The organism is Phenylobacterium sp., assembly GCF_031360265.1.
Lineage (GTDB): Bacteria > Pseudomonadota > Alphaproteobacteria > Caulobacterales > Caulobacteraceae > Phenylobacterium.
This window is the reverse complement of sequence record NZ_JANMBF010000045.1, coordinates 1-14,910: the sequence shown is the minus strand read 5'-3', so window position 1 is coordinate 14,910 and position 14,910 is coordinate 1. Positions and strand designations below refer to the sequence as shown.

Annotated in this window: 17 protein-coding genes; 5 read left to right on the top strand and 12 right to left on the bottom strand. The window is 65.6% G+C overall.

The window, feature by feature from the left end:
• Window positions 1-8 precede the first annotated feature (8 nt).
• The 8 genes from RMN86_RS03810 to RMN86_RS03775 all read right to left on the bottom strand — a co-directional run bounded on the left by RMN86_RS03810 (window position 9) and on the right by RMN86_RS03775 (window position 7,136).
• The gene (locus RMN86_RS03810) at window positions 9-833 is read right to left on the bottom strand and encodes a glucose 1-dehydrogenase (protein ID WP_309604504.1); all 825 of its coding nucleotides are present in this window, start codon (window positions 831-833) and stop codon (window positions 9-11) included.
• A 29-nt stretch (window positions 834-862) separates the two neighbouring features.
• A complete protein-coding gene (locus tag RMN86_RS03805; protein ID WP_309604503.1) occupies window positions 863-2,251 on the bottom strand; it encodes an MFS transporter in 1,389 nt (462 codons plus the stop codon).
• A gap of 4 nt (window positions 2,252-2,255) precedes the next feature.
• Window positions 2,256-3,647, bottom strand: coding sequence for an aromatic ring-hydroxylating dioxygenase subunit alpha (locus tag RMN86_RS03800; RefSeq protein ID WP_309604502.1), 1,392 nt, complete (start codon window positions 3,645-3,647; stop codon window positions 2,256-2,258).
• A gap of 91 nt (window positions 3,648-3,738) precedes the next feature.
• A complete protein-coding gene (locus RMN86_RS03795) occupies window positions 3,739-4,932 on the bottom strand; it encodes an aromatic ring-hydroxylating dioxygenase subunit alpha (RefSeq protein WP_309604501.1) in 1,194 nt (397 codons plus the stop codon).
• A gap of 46 nt (window positions 4,933-4,978) precedes the next feature.
• Window positions 4,979-5,326 (bottom strand): antibiotic biosynthesis monooxygenase, encoded by a 348-nt coding sequence (locus RMN86_RS03790; RefSeq protein WP_309604500.1) that lies wholly within the window; start codon window positions 5,324-5,326, stop codon window positions 4,979-4,981.
• 12 nt (window positions 5,327-5,338) lie between these two features.
• Window positions 5,339-5,740, bottom strand: coding sequence for a nuclear transport factor 2 family protein (locus RMN86_RS03785; protein ID WP_309604499.1), 402 nt, complete (start codon window positions 5,738-5,740; stop codon window positions 5,339-5,341).
• A 3-nt stretch (window positions 5,741-5,743) separates the two neighbouring features.
• A complete protein-coding gene (locus RMN86_RS03780; RefSeq protein WP_309604498.1) occupies window positions 5,744-6,286 on the bottom strand; it encodes a nuclear transport factor 2 family protein in 543 nt (180 codons plus the stop codon).
• Window positions 6,287-6,392: 106 nt separating this feature from the next.
• On the bottom strand, window positions 6,393-7,136 hold the full coding sequence (locus RMN86_RS03775) for a TetR/AcrR family transcriptional regulator (RefSeq protein WP_309604497.1): 744 nt from the start codon (window positions 7,134-7,136) through the stop codon (window positions 6,393-6,395).
• Between the two features lie 146 nt (window positions 7,137-7,282).
• Here RMN86_RS03775 and RMN86_RS03770 point away from each other — a divergent pair, with 146 nt between their 5' ends.
• Complete coding sequence (locus RMN86_RS03770; RefSeq protein ID WP_309604496.1) at window positions 7,283-8,626, top strand: SRPBCC family protein; 1,344 nt, start codon at window positions 7,283-7,285, stop codon at window positions 8,624-8,626.
• A 153-nt stretch (window positions 8,627-8,779) separates the two neighbouring features.
• Entirely contained in the window at window positions 8,780-9,901 is a 1,122-nt protein-coding gene (locus tag RMN86_RS03765) for an acetoin dehydrogenase dihydrolipoyllysine-residue acetyltransferase subunit (protein WP_309604495.1), read from the top strand.
• Between the two features lie 13 nt (window positions 9,902-9,914).
• On the opposite strand, the gene RMN86_RS03760 is transcribed toward RMN86_RS03765, so the two are convergent.
• Window positions 9,915-10,583 (bottom strand): TetR/AcrR family transcriptional regulator, encoded by a 669-nt coding sequence (locus tag RMN86_RS03760; protein WP_309604494.1) that lies wholly within the window; start codon window positions 10,581-10,583, stop codon window positions 9,915-9,917.
• Between the two features lie 186 nt (window positions 10,584-10,769).
• Between RMN86_RS03760 and RMN86_RS03755 the strand changes: the two genes are divergently transcribed.
• The 3 genes from RMN86_RS03755 to RMN86_RS03745 are packed head-to-tail and all read left to right on the top strand — an operon-like array spanning window position 10,770 to window position 12,629.
• Window positions 10,770-11,531 (top strand): SDR family NAD(P)-dependent oxidoreductase, encoded by a 762-nt coding sequence (locus RMN86_RS03755; protein ID WP_309604493.1) that lies wholly within the window; start codon window positions 10,770-10,772, stop codon window positions 11,529-11,531.
• A 10-nt stretch (window positions 11,532-11,541) separates the two neighbouring features.
• On the top strand, window positions 11,542-12,309 hold the full coding sequence (locus RMN86_RS03750) for a ThuA domain-containing protein (protein ID WP_309604492.1): 768 nt from the start codon (window positions 11,542-11,544) through the stop codon (window positions 12,307-12,309).
• A complete protein-coding gene (locus tag RMN86_RS03745) occupies window positions 12,309-12,629 on the top strand; it encodes a hypothetical protein (protein ID WP_309604491.1) in 321 nt (106 codons plus the stop codon). The genes RMN86_RS03750 and RMN86_RS03745 overlap by 1 nt, the downstream gene beginning before the upstream one ends.
• Window positions 12,630-12,659: 30 nt before the next feature.
• On the opposite strand, the gene RMN86_RS03740 is transcribed toward RMN86_RS03745, so the two are convergent.
• From RMN86_RS03740 to RMN86_RS03730, 3 genes are all read right to left on the bottom strand, one after another.
• Window positions 12,660-13,196 carry a VOC family protein gene (locus RMN86_RS03740; protein ID WP_309604490.1) on the bottom strand — a complete coding sequence of 179 codons (537 nt, stop codon included), beginning with the start codon at window positions 13,194-13,196 and terminating at the stop codon, window positions 12,660-12,662.
• Window positions 13,193-14,410, bottom strand: coding sequence for an aromatic ring-hydroxylating dioxygenase subunit alpha (locus tag RMN86_RS03735; protein ID WP_309604489.1), 1,218 nt, complete (start codon window positions 14,408-14,410; stop codon window positions 13,193-13,195). Before RMN86_RS03735 ends, RMN86_RS03740 begins: the two co-directional genes overlap by 4 nt.
• 77 nt (window positions 14,411-14,487) lie before the next feature.
• On the bottom strand, window positions 14,488-14,910 hold a 423-nt coding region (locus RMN86_RS03730; protein ID WP_405041307.1), incomplete at its 5' end, for an AMP-binding enzyme.

Sequence of the window (14,910 nt, the reverse complement as noted above, 5' to 3'; positions counted from 1 at the left end):
TCCTGCGGTCAGCTGGCGGTCGGCGCGCCGATGAGGCGGACTTCGCCGTTGTGGAAGGCCGGGATCGTTCCGCCGGTGGTCTGGCCGGCGTCCACCAGCAGGGTGTGGCCGGTCACGAAGCGGGCTTCGTCGCAAGCCAGGTACAGCAGGCCATAGGCGGGGTCCTCGGGTGCGCCCGCGATCCCCAGCGGCGAGCCGGCGGCGATCCGCTGGCGCGTGCCCTCATGGTCGGAGGGGTCGCCGGTCAGCAGGGACGCGGTCATCGCCGTGACCGTGTTGCCCGGGGCCACCGCGTTGACCCGCACGCCGTATTGCGCCAGCTCCGAGGCCGCCGACTTGGTCAGGCCGACCACCCCATGCTTGGCGGCGGTATAGGCGTGGGGACCCAGGCCGCCCATGAGGCCGGCGGTGCTCGCCACCGACAAGATCGAGCCGCGCCGCCGCGGGATCATGACGCGCGCGGCGTGTTTGATCCCGAGAAAGACTCCGGTCAGCAGGATGGCGAGGGTGCGGTTCCAGTCGTCAAGTGGCGTGTCCGCGATCGGGCCGACCGCGCCAATGATACCGGCGTTGTTGACCATCACGTCCAACCCGCCAAAGGCCGATACCGCCAGGTCGACGCAGGCCGCGACATCGGATTCCGAGGTCACGTCGGCGCGGATGAAGCGGGCGCGCGACCCGAGGTTTTGCGCCAGCGCCGCGCCGGGTCCCTCCTGCAGGTCGGCGATCACCACGCAGGCGCCCTGCGCGTGGAACAGCTTGGCCGTCCCGGCGCCGATGCCGCTGGCCGCGCCGGTGATCACCACAACCTTGTCTTTCAGCCTGTCCGTCACGTCCGGGTCTCCGTCTCAACGAGAATGCGTTACGCGCCTTCCCAGGCCCGCGCCTTGACGAGCGCCGCACGGAAGGGGCGCAGGCAAAGCAGCAAGGCGACCGCCGCCAGCGGGTAGTTGACCGCCGCCATCAGACTGAGGCTGCCGCCAAGCGATTTGCCGGCGAACACCTTGTCGCTGATCAGGCCGCCGACCAGAGGGCCGAGCGCCAGGGACAGCGCGTTCACCACGAGCGAATAGAGGGCGATGATCCGCCCCTTCAACTCATTCGGCACGATGAACTGCAAGGCCGTCATGCCCAATCCCCCCGGCCATCCCATCAGGAAGGTGATCGGCGCGAGCAGCAGCAGGGTTTGCCAGGCGCGGGGAACCAGCGGCATGGCGATGGCCAGGGGCATGAGCGCCAGGATCGCGAAGAGCACCAGTCGCATGGTGGAGTCCGCCGCCCCACGCGCCACCAGCCTCGACGCCAGCCGGCCCGCGACAATGCTGCCGGTCAGGCCCAGGCCAAAGGCCATCAGGCCGTATTTCAGGCCCGCCTCGCCCCGCGGCAGGCCCCGCTCGCGCACCAGGAACTCGATCACCCAGAAGAACAGGCCCCAGCCCTGGATCGACATGGCGATGTAGGCGATGAAATGCAGGGTCAGGAACCGGCGTCTCTCGCCCAGAAAGGTCAGGATCTGGCGCGACGTCAGCGGCGCGGGGCCATCCGTCGCTGCTCGTTCCCTGCGCTTCGGCTCACGCAGCGTCAGGAAGCCGATCAGCGCGAGCAGGACACCCGGCAGGCCGAGCAGCAGGAAGACCGCCTGCCACGACCGCACCTCGCCCAGCAGCGGCAGGATCAGCGGCGGCGCCGTTTCGAAATACTGCGCCAATCGGCCGCCGCCGATACTGGCGACGCCCACGCCAAAGAAGGGCGCGGCGGTGAACACGCCGATGGCCATCGGCAGGTTTCGACGGGGAAGCAGGTCCGACATCATCGAATAGGCGGCCGGCCCCAACGCCGCTTCGCCGAGGCCCACGCCCATCCGCGCCAGAAAGAGCGTCACGAACTGGTTGACCATCCCGCACGCCGCGGTCATTGCGCTCCAGAATGCGATGCCGGCCGTTATCACCACGCGCCGCGATCGCTGATCGGCGATCCAGGCCGCCGGGATGGAGCCCACCGAATAGAGCAGGCTGAAGGCGACGCCGCCCAACAGCCCCATCTGGCTGTTGCTTAGACCGAGATCGCCTTGGACCGGCCCGATCAGCACCGCCAGCACCTGGCGGTCGACGCTCGACAGCGTGGCGGCCACGGTCAGGAAGCCGACCACGTACCAGGCGTAGAGGCGCGCCCGCGCCTCCGCCGCCGGCGGCGGCGACGTCACACGGGGCGCGGACGCCACCGTCTCGCTCAACTCGGAGATTTCGGTCACGGGTTCAGTCCCTCAGATAGGAATCGAGGGTCATATGCATGCGTCGCGTGCGGGCTTCCTGGTAGTTTCCAAGAGTCTGTCCGCGCTTGCGGGAAGCCTGCATGCCCTTGTATTGCATCGCCAGATTGTCAGTGTCCTGATCGTAGACGAACCCAAGGCCCGGGCTCATGCCCGGCGCCGAGGCGTAGGAGTCGCCCGGCGTGAGCCGATGCGCCGCCGGGGCTTCGGGACGGGTCTCGCCAGGCGCCAGGGGACGCAGGAACAGCAGGTCGAACAGGGTCCTGCCCGGGTCCGAGCCGATCGGGCGAAAGCGGTAGACCATCGGCAGGCCCACCCCCGGAAACATGAACATGTTGGGGAACAGGAAGTATTCGATGGAATCCAGCATCTCGCTGTCCGAATAGCTTGACAGGTCGAGTCCCCACTCCGCCCCCAGGGTCTTGCGCAGGTGCTCGGAGGCGACCGATCGGGCCAGTCGCCCCTCGGGAACCGTGGCCCCCTCAGGCGCCGAACCCATCTTGTTCAGGATCTCCTGCTGGGTCTGCGGCCGCGTGAAGTGAGGGCTCGGGTGTCCAATGGTGTGGATGAAGCGGCTGACCGTCTCGCCGAAGATGTCGTACTGGGCGTTGGCGTCGGCGGCTGTCGGCAAGGCCTGCGTGTGCGTGGCGAACACGTGATAGGCTTCGAGAAACGCCTCCTGCGCGGCCTTCCAGTTGGTTTCGAGTTCCTTCTGGATGTGCAGCACCGTGTAACGGTTGGCCAGGTCCCAGCCGTCCTTGAGGTGATCGGGCAGGACGCCGAGATGGTCCGCCAGGGGGCCGGCGTCGGGATCCATGTTGATGAACACGAACCCGCCCCAACGCTCGACCTTCACCTCCGGAAGCCGGTAGGCCTCATCGGTGACGTGCGGGAAATCCCATCGGCAGGGCACAGCCTTCAGTTGGCCATCGAGGCTCCAGCTCCAGCCGTGGAAGGGGCACCGAAGGATCGGCGCCACGCCCCGGCTGTCGGAGGGTCGAAACTGCGTGCCGCGATGCAGGCAGGCGTTGATGTAGCCCTTGATCTCGTCTGGCCCGCTCTTGACCAGGATCACCGAGTGGCGGCCGACGTCGTAGGTCAGGTAGTCGCCCACCTTGAGCAGGTGTTCTTCCCGGCAGGCCCATTGCCAGACGCGAGGCCACAGGTTTTCCACTTCCCGGTCGAAAAAGGCCGGGGACGTGTATCGGTCATAGGCGATGTCGGCGTCGCCCAAGAATTCATAGCGGGCCTCGGTCAGGGCCGGCGGCGCTGTCTGTCCGTCAGCCAGGATCAGGTCGCGGGTCGACGGACCGGGGCAGCGCGCGTCTCCGGGGCGCGGCGCGCCGCCGCCCGGCGCGTTGGTAAGGTCGTCGGCCATCGGATCCTCCCCTTTTCGCGGGCGGGTGCGTGACATTCCGTCCCGCCATCTCGTTGGTTGGCCAATGACGACCCGCGGTCGAGCGCCGCGCTCAGCCTGAGACGAACAGCTGCTCGAGCGCGTCGTCGTCGGCGGCGGCGATCAGACGATCGACCCATTGATGGAAGCGCTGGGCCCCGCCTTCGTTTCGTCCGAACAGGACGTGCTTGCGGCCGCCGTTCTTGAGCGCGGCCTGCTGGCGAAAGCCGGTCGCATAGTCCTCATCGCGCACGACGTGCTCGAGGAAGGCGCATTGCCCATCGACCAGGGCGGCCTCCGCCGCATCGGGAACCTTGGCCGTCAGAAAAATCTGGGTGGTGACGGATGTATCGACGGTGGCTCCGGGCAGCAATTGAGAGATCATAACCGTCCGAACACCACTATTGAAATTGGCGATCGAAATATGCGGGAATACCGTCCAGACACCGTTCAGCATGTCTTCTGTCGACCAATCCTCCTCGGCTATTCCTTCGAAATTCAACAGGTCGGGACTGGGCGCCTGAACCCGCTGATGCGGTCCCCAGGCATAGTAAAGCGCCTGATTTAGCATCTGCTCGCCAAACGTATTCTTGTGAAGAACAGGCAGGTGATAGAAATCCAGATATCCATCGTAGGCGATCTTCCAGTTCGGACCCTGGATGACCTGGCTGGAATGAAAGTGCCAATCGGCGAAGCCATAGTGCGCCAACAGTTTGTCATAGCCGCTGAGAAAGGCGTCGAAGCTGAAGGTGCTGTCGGGGTTGACGATCACCCAGATCAGACCGGCCCGCTCGGTCACCCGAAGCGGGGTAAGCCCGTAACAGGATTTGTCGATGTCACCGAAATCGTCGGCCGAGGCGATCCCCATCAGCTCGCCCTTCTGGGTGAAGGTCCAGCCGTGGTAGGGGCACATGAAGCGGCGCGCATTGCCGCGACCTTCCGCCGCGACATTCGTGCCGCGATGGCTGCAGGAATTGACGAAGGCGCGGACCACGCCATCCTGGCCGCGGGAGAGAAGCACGGGCACGCCCGCCGCCTCGAGGGCCTTGAAATCCCCCGGCTTGGGCATCTCCGCCGTCACCGCCAGCAGCAGCGGCACGCGCTTGAAGATCCTCTCGACCTCGGAGGCGAAGATCGCCGGGTCGAAATAGCGGTCGGCGGGAAGGGCGACCACGTCGGGGACCTTGGCGAGGGTGTGCGCCTTGGCGTGCGCCATGCCGTTGCGGACCATGGCGGAGAGCTCTGATCGGTCGAGAACCTTGTTCATCTTCGCTCCGGAAACTGGCTGGCGATGCGTCCTGGCGACTTAGCGGTCACTTGGCGGTGAAGAAGTCCGCCCGCGGGCGGCCCTCGGGATCATAGACCGGCTCGACGAGATCGACGCGATATTTGCGGGTCACCGCTTGCTTGATCCCGACACCGCCCAGGTGGGCCAACATGCCCTGGTAGGGCTTACCGGCGAGGTGAATGGCAAGATCCGCCTCGCTCTCCCAGTCCTCGAAGACGTTCACCCGCCCCGGCCGGCTGAGGTCCGCCGTCCAGGCGTACTGAAGGCAGCCGGACTCGGCCAGGGCGGCTTCGATCAGCGGCCGGGCGTCGAGCAGCGCCTTTTCGCGCGCCTCGGGCGCCAGGTCGATCTCGCCGGAAATCACGATTCTCATGGTCTTCAACCCTCAGGTCTGATCGTGCAGGATCTTGTAGGAACGGCTCGCGAACAGCCACGCCCCTTTGGTCTTCACCAACTCGTCGTCGTAGGCGCCGATGATGCGGCGAACGGCGCCCGCATGGTCGATAAGCACCTCCTGGGTGTAGACGCGGACGCTGGCGCGATCGCCGCGCACCTCGATCGCGCCGGGCGTCGCGAAGAACCCGGCCACGGCGAACGCCGACATCGCGCCCTGCCACGCCGCCTTGATCTGCGTCTTGCCGGCGACATCGATACCCGGCAGGCGCCAGACGCCGTCATCGGCCCAATTTGCGATCCAGGCGTCCGCGTCATGGCGGAACACGGCGTCGCTGTACGCCTCGATACGTTCACGGATAGCCAAGCGGTCTTCGACGGACCCATCAAACATCGATCATGCTCCACCTGTCGACGGCTGCAACCGGCCCGCAAAGTTGGCGTAGGAGGCGTCCGCGGGCCCCCTCTGGCCAAACGTCCATCCCGGCATCGCCGCGCGGTCCCAACTGTCGGTCGATGGCGCCTGAGCGTTCCAGTCGTAGCAGGCCTGCCGGTGCGCAAAGCGCCATTCGCCGTCGCGCCGCTCAAAGCTGTCGAGGTAGCGTCCCGCGGCGACCATGTGAACGTCGGGTCCGCTCGGTTGGGCCAGGGCGTGGTGGGCGGTGAAGTAGCTTTCGCCGCGTGCCCGGTCGCCCGACACCTCGATGAGCACGTTCGCGATGCAGTGCTGCGTCCGCTTCATGGTGGCGAGCAGTGGCAGGACCCAGTCGATGAAGCCCGTGGCGGCGCCGCGAAACCCCCCATGATCGTCCGTGGCGTTGGGATGGAAGAGCGATCGAAGCAGGGCTTCGTCGCAGCGGTCGATGGCCCGGGCCATGCGATAGACCAGTTCAACGCAAGCCTGCTTGTCCAGAAGCTCATCCCACGCCGCTTGCGTCATCCTTACGCCTCCCGACAAGGCGTCATCGAGCACCTTTGACCAGGAAGATCACCCACGCCGATTGCCGACGCAAGTGACTTTAATCGCGGCCGAATAATCTGCTCCCTCAGGACCCTGGAACCCTTGCCGCGCCGGCCTTGACCCGGACCCTCGGCTTGGCCAGATCAGCCTCGCCTTCCAGGCTGGGGATCCGCCAGAGCGTGTGCAGCGCGATTCTGAGCGCCGAAAGAACCTCGGCGATCCGCTCGTCGCGCCGGTCGGGAAAGATCTGCACGAACAGCCAGTCGTTCACCAGGGCGGTCAGATCCCGGGCCGCGCGGAACTGAGGGGTGTCGGCCAGGTCGCCATTGCCGAAGAGCTGCGCTGTAAACCGCTTGGCTTGGGCCTCGACGATCTGGGCGACCTCCTGCAGCACGGGCCTCAGCGCCGGGGTCGTGCGCGCGGCCGTGAGCAGTTCAAGGTGCGCGACCCGGTATCGGTCGGTTATCGGGTTCGCGACAAGGTCAATTGCAAATTCAACGAGATCGCGACCGGCCGGCGGGTTCGACGCCTGACTCTCATAGATTTCCCAGTTGCGGCGGGCGACGTGCTTGGCCAGGGCGATGACAACATCCTGCTTGGTGGTGAAATAGTACTGCAGACACCCCCGGGTCACGCCGGCGAGGTCGGCCACGCGCGCCATGTTTGTTCCATGAAAGCCATGCGCGTTGATGCAGTCCACGGCCGCCTCGAGGATCAGCGCGCGGGTCAGTTCGCTCTTGGGCGTCGCGCGTCGCGACCGGGCGCTGCGGGGGGGCCGAAGGGGCGACCGCGGCAGGATGGATGACGATACCAGCTTCAGATTGACCATGGCGTCCGCCGTGAGTTTCGCTCGCGCACCGCACGCGCGGACACCAATAGGCCGTTTCGGCTTTTAAGCGATATTGCTTTTTTTCTGGCGCACGACACTATCGCCGCAGACTGGCGCGGCGCTTTTTCGCCGGGGAGCAGATGTCCATGACCGACACACTCGAACATCGCCAAGCCCGCACGCGCGGCCTCGCCGATATTTCCAAGGCGCCGGCGGTCCAGCTGGGCGACCGACCGATCTCTCCGGATCGCTACTGGTCGCCGGAATTCGCGCGCCGGGAATGGGAAAAGATCTGGACGCGGACCTGGCAGATCGCGGGCGTCAAACAACAGCTCACCAAGCCGGGGGACTTCATCACCACCACCCTGGGCCCGGAGACCATCCTTTGTGTGTTGGGCGACGATGGAAAGGCGCGCGCCTTCTACAATGTCTGCCAGCATCGCGGCATGCTGCTGATGGCCGAGGAGCAGGGCCATGCGCGGCGGCTTGTCTGCCCCTACCATGGCTGGGCCTACAATCTGAAAGGCGAGCTGCGAACGGTGCCGGACGAGGCTGACTTCGCCCAGGGCAATCCCTGCGGAAAGCTCAATCTGGTGGAGATCCCCTGCGAGGTGTGGGCGGGGTTCGTCTGGTACAACATGGACGACACCTGCGCGTCTCTGCGCAGCGAGATGCATCCGATAGCTGACCAGATCGACTCCTATCCGATGGACGACATGGTCCGCACGCATTGGGTGACGCACGAGGGGAACTTCAACTGGAAGCTGGTGCAGGACAATTTCAACGAGTCCTACCATGTGCCGTTCGTCCATCCCCAGACCAAGTATGTGATGGAATACGCCTACCTATACAGTCAGTTCGACCTCTACCCCAGCGGACATGCGCGAATGCTAATGCCCGGCGCCGGGCCGACCAAGACGATGCAGGGCGGCGAGGAGGAAACGCTGAGCTACATGGCCGAGGAGCTGCGGTTCTGGGGCCTGGATCCCGATCAGTTCCGAGGCGGCAGGACGGGTGAAATCCGCCTTGCCCTCCAGCGCCAGAAGCGGCTCCTGGGCGCTGAAAAGGGCTTTGACTTTTCCTCCTATCACGATGCCCAGCTCACCGACCACTGGCACTTCACGATCTTCCCGAACCTGTCGTTCAGCCTGAAGCCGGACGGCAACATCTGGCTCCGCGCCCGACCGCACGAAACCGACCCGGAGAAGTGCTATTTCGACATGTGGTACATGACCCTCTTCCCCAAGGGCCAGACCAAATACTACTCGCAGAGCATGGCCGATTGGGTCGATGTCGGTGTTCCCGCGCCCCATCTCCAGGGCAAGCTGGGCGAAGTCTCCATGGGTCCCGGAATCGATCAGGATCTCTCGGTCTGGTACGGCCAGCAGAAGGCGCTGCATTCGCGCGGCTACAAGCGCGACTATCTCTCCGGGCAGGAAAGCCGGGTGCGGTTTTTCCACGAGAATCTTGATCGCCGGCTGCGGGACTAGGCAAGAGCTCTGCAATAAACAATCATACTTGCTGGTTTTTTTCGGCGCTGCTAGGCTCGGCTTCGTCATAGGGGCGCGGGCCGGGACATGCCCAGCGGACCGCGACGACCCCGGCGCACCTGCCCCCATAGGTTGCCTTGCAAAGGATTCCCGATGTCCGAGGTTACGCCCGTCCGCATGCCGAAATGGGGTCTCTCGATGCAGGAGGGGGCGATCGTCGAGTGGCTGAAGGCCCAAGGCGATGTGATCGCTGAAGGCGAAGACCTGGTGGATATTGAAACCTCCAAAATCACCAACGTCTGCGAGAGTCCCGCTGCGGGCGTGTTGCGCCGGATCGTCGCCCAGACGGGCGAGACCCTGCCGGTCGGCGCGCTGATCGGGGTGCTCGGCCCGCAGGCGCTTTCCGAGGCGGACATCGACGCCTTCGTCGCCGATTTTCAGGCAAACTTCACGCCCGAGGCGACCGAGGAGGGCGCTGTCGCCGGGCTGGCGACGACCCTGGTCCCGGCGGGGGACCGAAGGCTTCGCATTGCCCGGGTCGGACCTGCCGAGGGCCAGCCCGTGGTCCTGATCCATGGCTACTCGGGCGACCTCAACAACTGGCTGTTCAACATGGAAGCCCTGGCCGCGGACAATCCCGTCATCGCCCTTGACCTGCCCGGCCATGGCGGCTCGACCAAGGATGTGGGCGACGGGTCCCTGAAGGTCCTTGCCGACAGCGTCGGCGCGATGCTCGACGCCCTGGGCGTGCCGCAGGCGCATCTGGTGGGCCATTCCCTTGGCGCGGCGGTGGCCGCCCGGCTGGCGGCCGATCGCCCGGGCCTGGGCCTGTCCCTTACCCTGATCGCGCCGGCGGGACTGTCCGCCTCGCCGATCTCGGAAACCTTTCTCACGGGCCTCATTGAGGCGCAACGCCCCCGGGATCTGCGCCCGATCCTGGAACTTCTGCTGGCCGATCCGACCGGCGTCACCAAGGACATGATCGACGATATCCTCAAGTTCAAACGCCTGGACGGCGTCGAGGAGGCGCTCACGGCCCTTCGTGACCGCATGGTCCAGGGGGACGACGCCGCGGCCCTTCGCGCCGACCTGCGGAAGATTCCCTCGGCCCTGGTCATCGCCTCGCGGGACGATCGGATCGTCGGGCCGCCGGACGAAGCCGCCCTGCCTGCCGGCTTCAGGGTGGCGTGGATCGACGGCGCGGGACACATGCCGCATCTTGAACAGGCCGGTGCGGTGAACGCCCTGCTGGCGGAGCAGATCCGTTCGTCCTGAGGCGCCGGGTGGCTCAGGCGGCCAGGGCGCCGCTGCGCAGCATCACGATAGCCGTGGAGATGAACCGCCGCAGCCGGATGCGCCGGTCGCGATCCTCCCAGATCTCGCGATTGAACAGCAGACCCTGCATGGCTGAGATGCAGAAGTCCATGGCAAGGTCATAGGCGTCGGGATCGTCCTGCCATTCGGGAAAGGCCCGGGCGACCTCGGCGCGCTCGATCCGTTCGTAGTGTCGCGCCTTCGGCAGGAAGACTTCGCGCAGTTCGCTGTCGGTGCGGGCCGCCACCATCAGCTCCAGATAGGCGCCGAATTCGCGCGTCAGGAGGCTTTCCCAATAGATCTCAATGCCGGCATTGCGGTCGACGCGTTCGTCTTCGGAAAGGGTGCGGATCGCGGCGAGGAAATTCTCCATCCGCTTGAAGAACGTATATTCGAGGACCGAGGCGATAAGCTCCTGCTTGGTGGCGTAGTGGTGCAGCATCGCCCCGCGCGAAATTCCCGCCATCTGCGCGATGAGCTGGGTGGTCGTGCGGGCAAAGCCATGTTCCTGCAGGCAGTCGATGGCTGCTTCCAGTATGGCGAGCCGGGTCTGGATGCTCTTGCGCTGCTGCCAGTTCTGCCCCTCGGCGTCGAGGCCCTCGGGCTCCAGTTGCGCCAGCGCCATGGTCGGCGACTCCCTCATTCGCACACTCCGCTCCCGGCTGACGGCATTCGACTCATCGGCTCGCTCCACTATAGCGTCTAGATCCCGGGCCTGGAGCGAATTGCCGATAGACGACGGAACCTGTTCGCCTATAGTGACAGATAACAAACAATCAGGTTGGCTTTTTGCTGCAATTGCGAGCAAAGGCAAAAGGAGAGAAAGATCATGGATCTCGGTCTCAAGGGTCTCAAAGCCATCTTGGCCGGCGCCAGCAAGGGTATTGGCCGGGCGACCGCGGAGGCTCTCGCCGCCGAAGGATGCGACGTCGCGATTTGCGCCCGCGGCGCGGACGGCGTGGCCGCCACGGTCGCCTCGCTCAAGGCCAAGGGCGTCAAGGCGTTTGGCGAGAGCGTCGACATGGCTGACGGCGACGCCTACCGCGCCTGGGTCGCGCGCGCCGCCGACGCGCTCGGCGGCTGCGACATCTTCATCTCCTTCGCCTCCGCCGGCGGCGGGCCGGTCAGCGAAAAGGCTTGGAAGGCGGTCTTCGATCTCGACCTGCTCGCCACCTACCGGGGCGTTGAGGCGGCGTTGCCCTACCTCGAAAAATCAAAGGCCGGCTCGATTATCGCGGTCTCATCCACGGCGGCGCTCGAGGAATTCCTCGGTCCGCAGTCCTACAACGCCATGAAGGCGGCGGTGATCAACTACGCCTCGGCGCTCAGCCAGCAGCTCGCGCCCAAGCAGATCCGGGTCAATACGGTCTCGCCGGGCCCCGTCTTCATCAAGGGTGGCTCCTGGGACATGATCAAGACCCACATGACCGCGCTCTACGACCAGACCGTCAAGGCCGTGCCGATGGGACGCCTGGGCACGGGCGAGGAAGTCGCCAACGCCATCGCCTTCATGGCCTCGCCGGCCTGCCCGTTCATGACCGGGACCAACGTGGTCATCGACGGCGGCGTCACCAAGCGCGTCCAGTACTAGGCCCACGCCGGTGAGCGAAACGCCCGCAAAGCGCCTCAACGTTGTCCTGGTCGCCGGGGGCAAGTATCACGACATTGATTTCGCCCGCCTGGAGATACTCAAGCTCCTGGCCCAGGATGACCGGGTGCGGGTGCGGGTGTTCGAGGACTATTCGAACCTCGCCGCGATCCGCGCCGCCGATTTCCTGGTGAGCTACACCTGCGATGTGATCCCCAGGTTGGATGAGCAGGAGGCCCTGCGCGCCTGGCTCGAGGGGGGCGGGCGATGGTACGCCCTGCACGGCACCAACTCGATCCTCCGCTTCCTTTCTGACGGGCGGGTCGACAGCCCCCGATGGGCGCCGCATTTCATGGAGACGCTCGGCTCCATGTTCATCGCCCATCCGCCGATCGCCCCCTATACGGTTTCTGTCGCCGACCCGGACCACCCGCTCGTCAAGGGGATCGAACCGTTCCAGGCTGACGACGAGCTCTACCTTTCGGAAATCTATGGCAAGCTCCACGTCTTGCTGGACACCGAGTTCGAGGGCGAGGCGACCGGTTTCGTGGACCACACCTGGCCCCGGGCCCGCCACCCGGTCTTCTATCTGCACCCGGTCGGTGAGGGCGAGGTGCTCTACCTCACCCTCGGGCACTGCCGCGGTCACTACGACATGCATCCGATGATGGCGTTCTATCCTGTGCCGGAGAAGGGCTCCTGGGCCCTTCCGGTGTTCTACGAACTGCTGAACCGGGGCCTGGAGTGGGCCAAGACAAGATCAGCCGGAGCCGCCGCATAATGAGCGTCTTTCTCATCGCCACCATCGAGGTCAGGGCCTCGCTCTTCGGACCCTTCACCGAGGCGATGGGCACGCTGCAAGCCATCGTCGAATCGGCCGGCTGGAAACTGGCGAGCGCCTATGTGCTACGGACCGGCCAGCTCAACACCGTCATCGACGTCTGGGAGCTGAACGATCACAACCACATGAACGCCGGGTTCGCCGCCGTCGGGATGGACCCTCGCGCGGCCGGCATCCAGGGCGTGCTGCAGGACGCGATCATCAAGGAGACGCTCACCTTCGCCGACGCGATTGTCTATCCGCAGCCCGCGAAGACCTGAGGCCCCGACCGGCCGAGGGCGGCCGGTGGTCTACCCCAGCTTCCGGACGGGATCGGTCCCGTCCCAGCCGCGCGCGGCCTCGCGCATCATGCCGAAGAATTCGCGGCCGCCCGCACCGGTCTTGAGGATTTCGACCAGGGTTCCGGGTCCGCCTCCGGTGTCGACGTAGATCACCTCGCCGCCGCCAGCCACCTTGCCCTCCTGGACAACCACCGCGCCGGCCCGGGCGCAGACCGCCCGCGCCGCGGCCATGTCATCGACCAGGATGCAGACGTGGTGGACGCCCTCGCGGCCCTCATCACGCCAAGCCTTGTAGATCGACGGCGCGTCATTGTGCTGGCGGATAAGCTCGATCTGGATGTCGCCCCAATAGCCGATGACCATCGAGAAATCGATCTGCGCCGGCGCGCCACGATACTTCACATCCTCAAGCTGGACATGATCGAGGGCGAAGAACGGCCCAACGCCCATCGTCCTGGTCCAGAAGGCCAGGGCGGCCTCGAAATCGGAAGGCACATAGGCGATCTGCATCACCGCTCCGAGCGAGGCGATCATCGCGGCGCTCATTCGGCAGCCTCCAGTCTGGGCGCGACCGTCGGCAGCGGCATGCCGATCGCTTCCGAGATCGCGCGGTGTACGTTCTGCAAAGCCATCTCCTGTCGGCCGTAGACGACGCTTGAGCCGGGCGGCAAGGCGCCCAGATTCGCCCAGCCCTGTGCCGCGACCACATAGTCCTCGGTCTCCACCACGTGGGCGGTGGCGTCGTAGGCGGCCTCGACCTCGCTGCGGTATTCCTCCGAATGCACGCCCTTTGGCGCATAGATCGTCTTGTGCGTCACGGTTTCGCCGGGCGTCTCGCCGGGGAAGTGGCGGAAGGTCGTGTAATAGCCCTTGCCGGGCGCGACCGCGCCCGCGAACAGGATCGTGTTCGGGAAGATGTAGTGGATGCCGCCGATCCGGTGTTCCACGCCCCACTCACGCTCCGGCAGATCGAGCCAGGCCTCCTGCTCGCGGCCGACGAACAGAATTCGATGGTGTGGACCGAACCGGTCATAGACGGTGATGTCGTTGCGGAAGAACGGCGCCAGAGTCTGTTTGTGCAGCGCTGCGAAGTGATAGCCCTCGCCATAGGTGTCCAGGGCGTATTTCCAGTTGGCGCTCACCGGCAATTGCCCGGACTTCACCGGCTCGGCCTGCTCAAGCTGCAACAGTTCCAGTTCGGCGCCGAATGTCCCCAGATGGGCGTCGATATCCATGGTTGACCCGGGCGTCGCCTGGACAAACACCAGACCGAACCGCTCGGCCGCCGGAACCGAGACCAGATGATCGGCGCCGCACAGCGCATCGTCGAACCGTTCCGCCTCCGGCGCCGCCGCCAGCTTGCCGTCGAGGCCATAGGACCAGCCATGGAACCAGCAGGTGAACAGCTTGGCCTGACCGCCCGTCTCCCGCACCAGGCGGGCGCCGCGGTGAATGCAGATGTTGAGAAAGGCCCTGACGCCGCCGTCGGCGCCGCGCACGACCACGATCGGCACACCCGTCTCGTCGAAGGTGCGAAAGCTGCCCGGTCCCGGAAGCTCGCGTGACAGGCACGCCACCAGTGGCGTCTCGCGAAACAGCTTCTGGCGCTCGGCGGCGTGCCGCGCGGGGTCGATATATACGCTGACGTCGTTGCGCATCGGGCGGTCCGCCAGGTCACTGGTGCCATGGCGAATGTGCTCGACAACACGCCGACCGAGCCGCAGGCGGGTCTCCAGAAGTCGATCTTCGAAACTTGCCATTACGCCCTCCCAGGGGCTGGTTGCCGCGTCACATTCGCGTGGCGCCAGGACAATGCGGGTCTCTTCGGCGGCTTGGATCAGCCGCCGATCGTTCGATCTGTGGGCCAGTAGGGTCGCATCAGCGAGCGCTTGTTGATCTTGCCCATGGCGTTGCGGCCGAGATCATCCACCAGCTCATAGCTGCGCGGGCATTTGTAACCGGCCAGGTGCTGCCGGCAGAAGGCGTCCAGGTCAGCCCCGGCCGGAGGGTTGGCCGGCTCGGCCGCCATCACCAGCGCCTTGACCTCCTCGCCCATCTCGGCGTTCGGAACGCCGATCACCGCCACATCGGTCACCCCCGGATGGCGGATCAGCACCAGTTCGGCTTCCGCCGGATAGATGTTCACGCCGCCGCTGACGATCATGTCTGAGACCCGATCGGTGATGAACACATAGCCTTCGTCATCGGCGTAGCCCATCTCGCCCAGCGTGAAGACGCCCGGCGCGATGTGCGCGGCCGC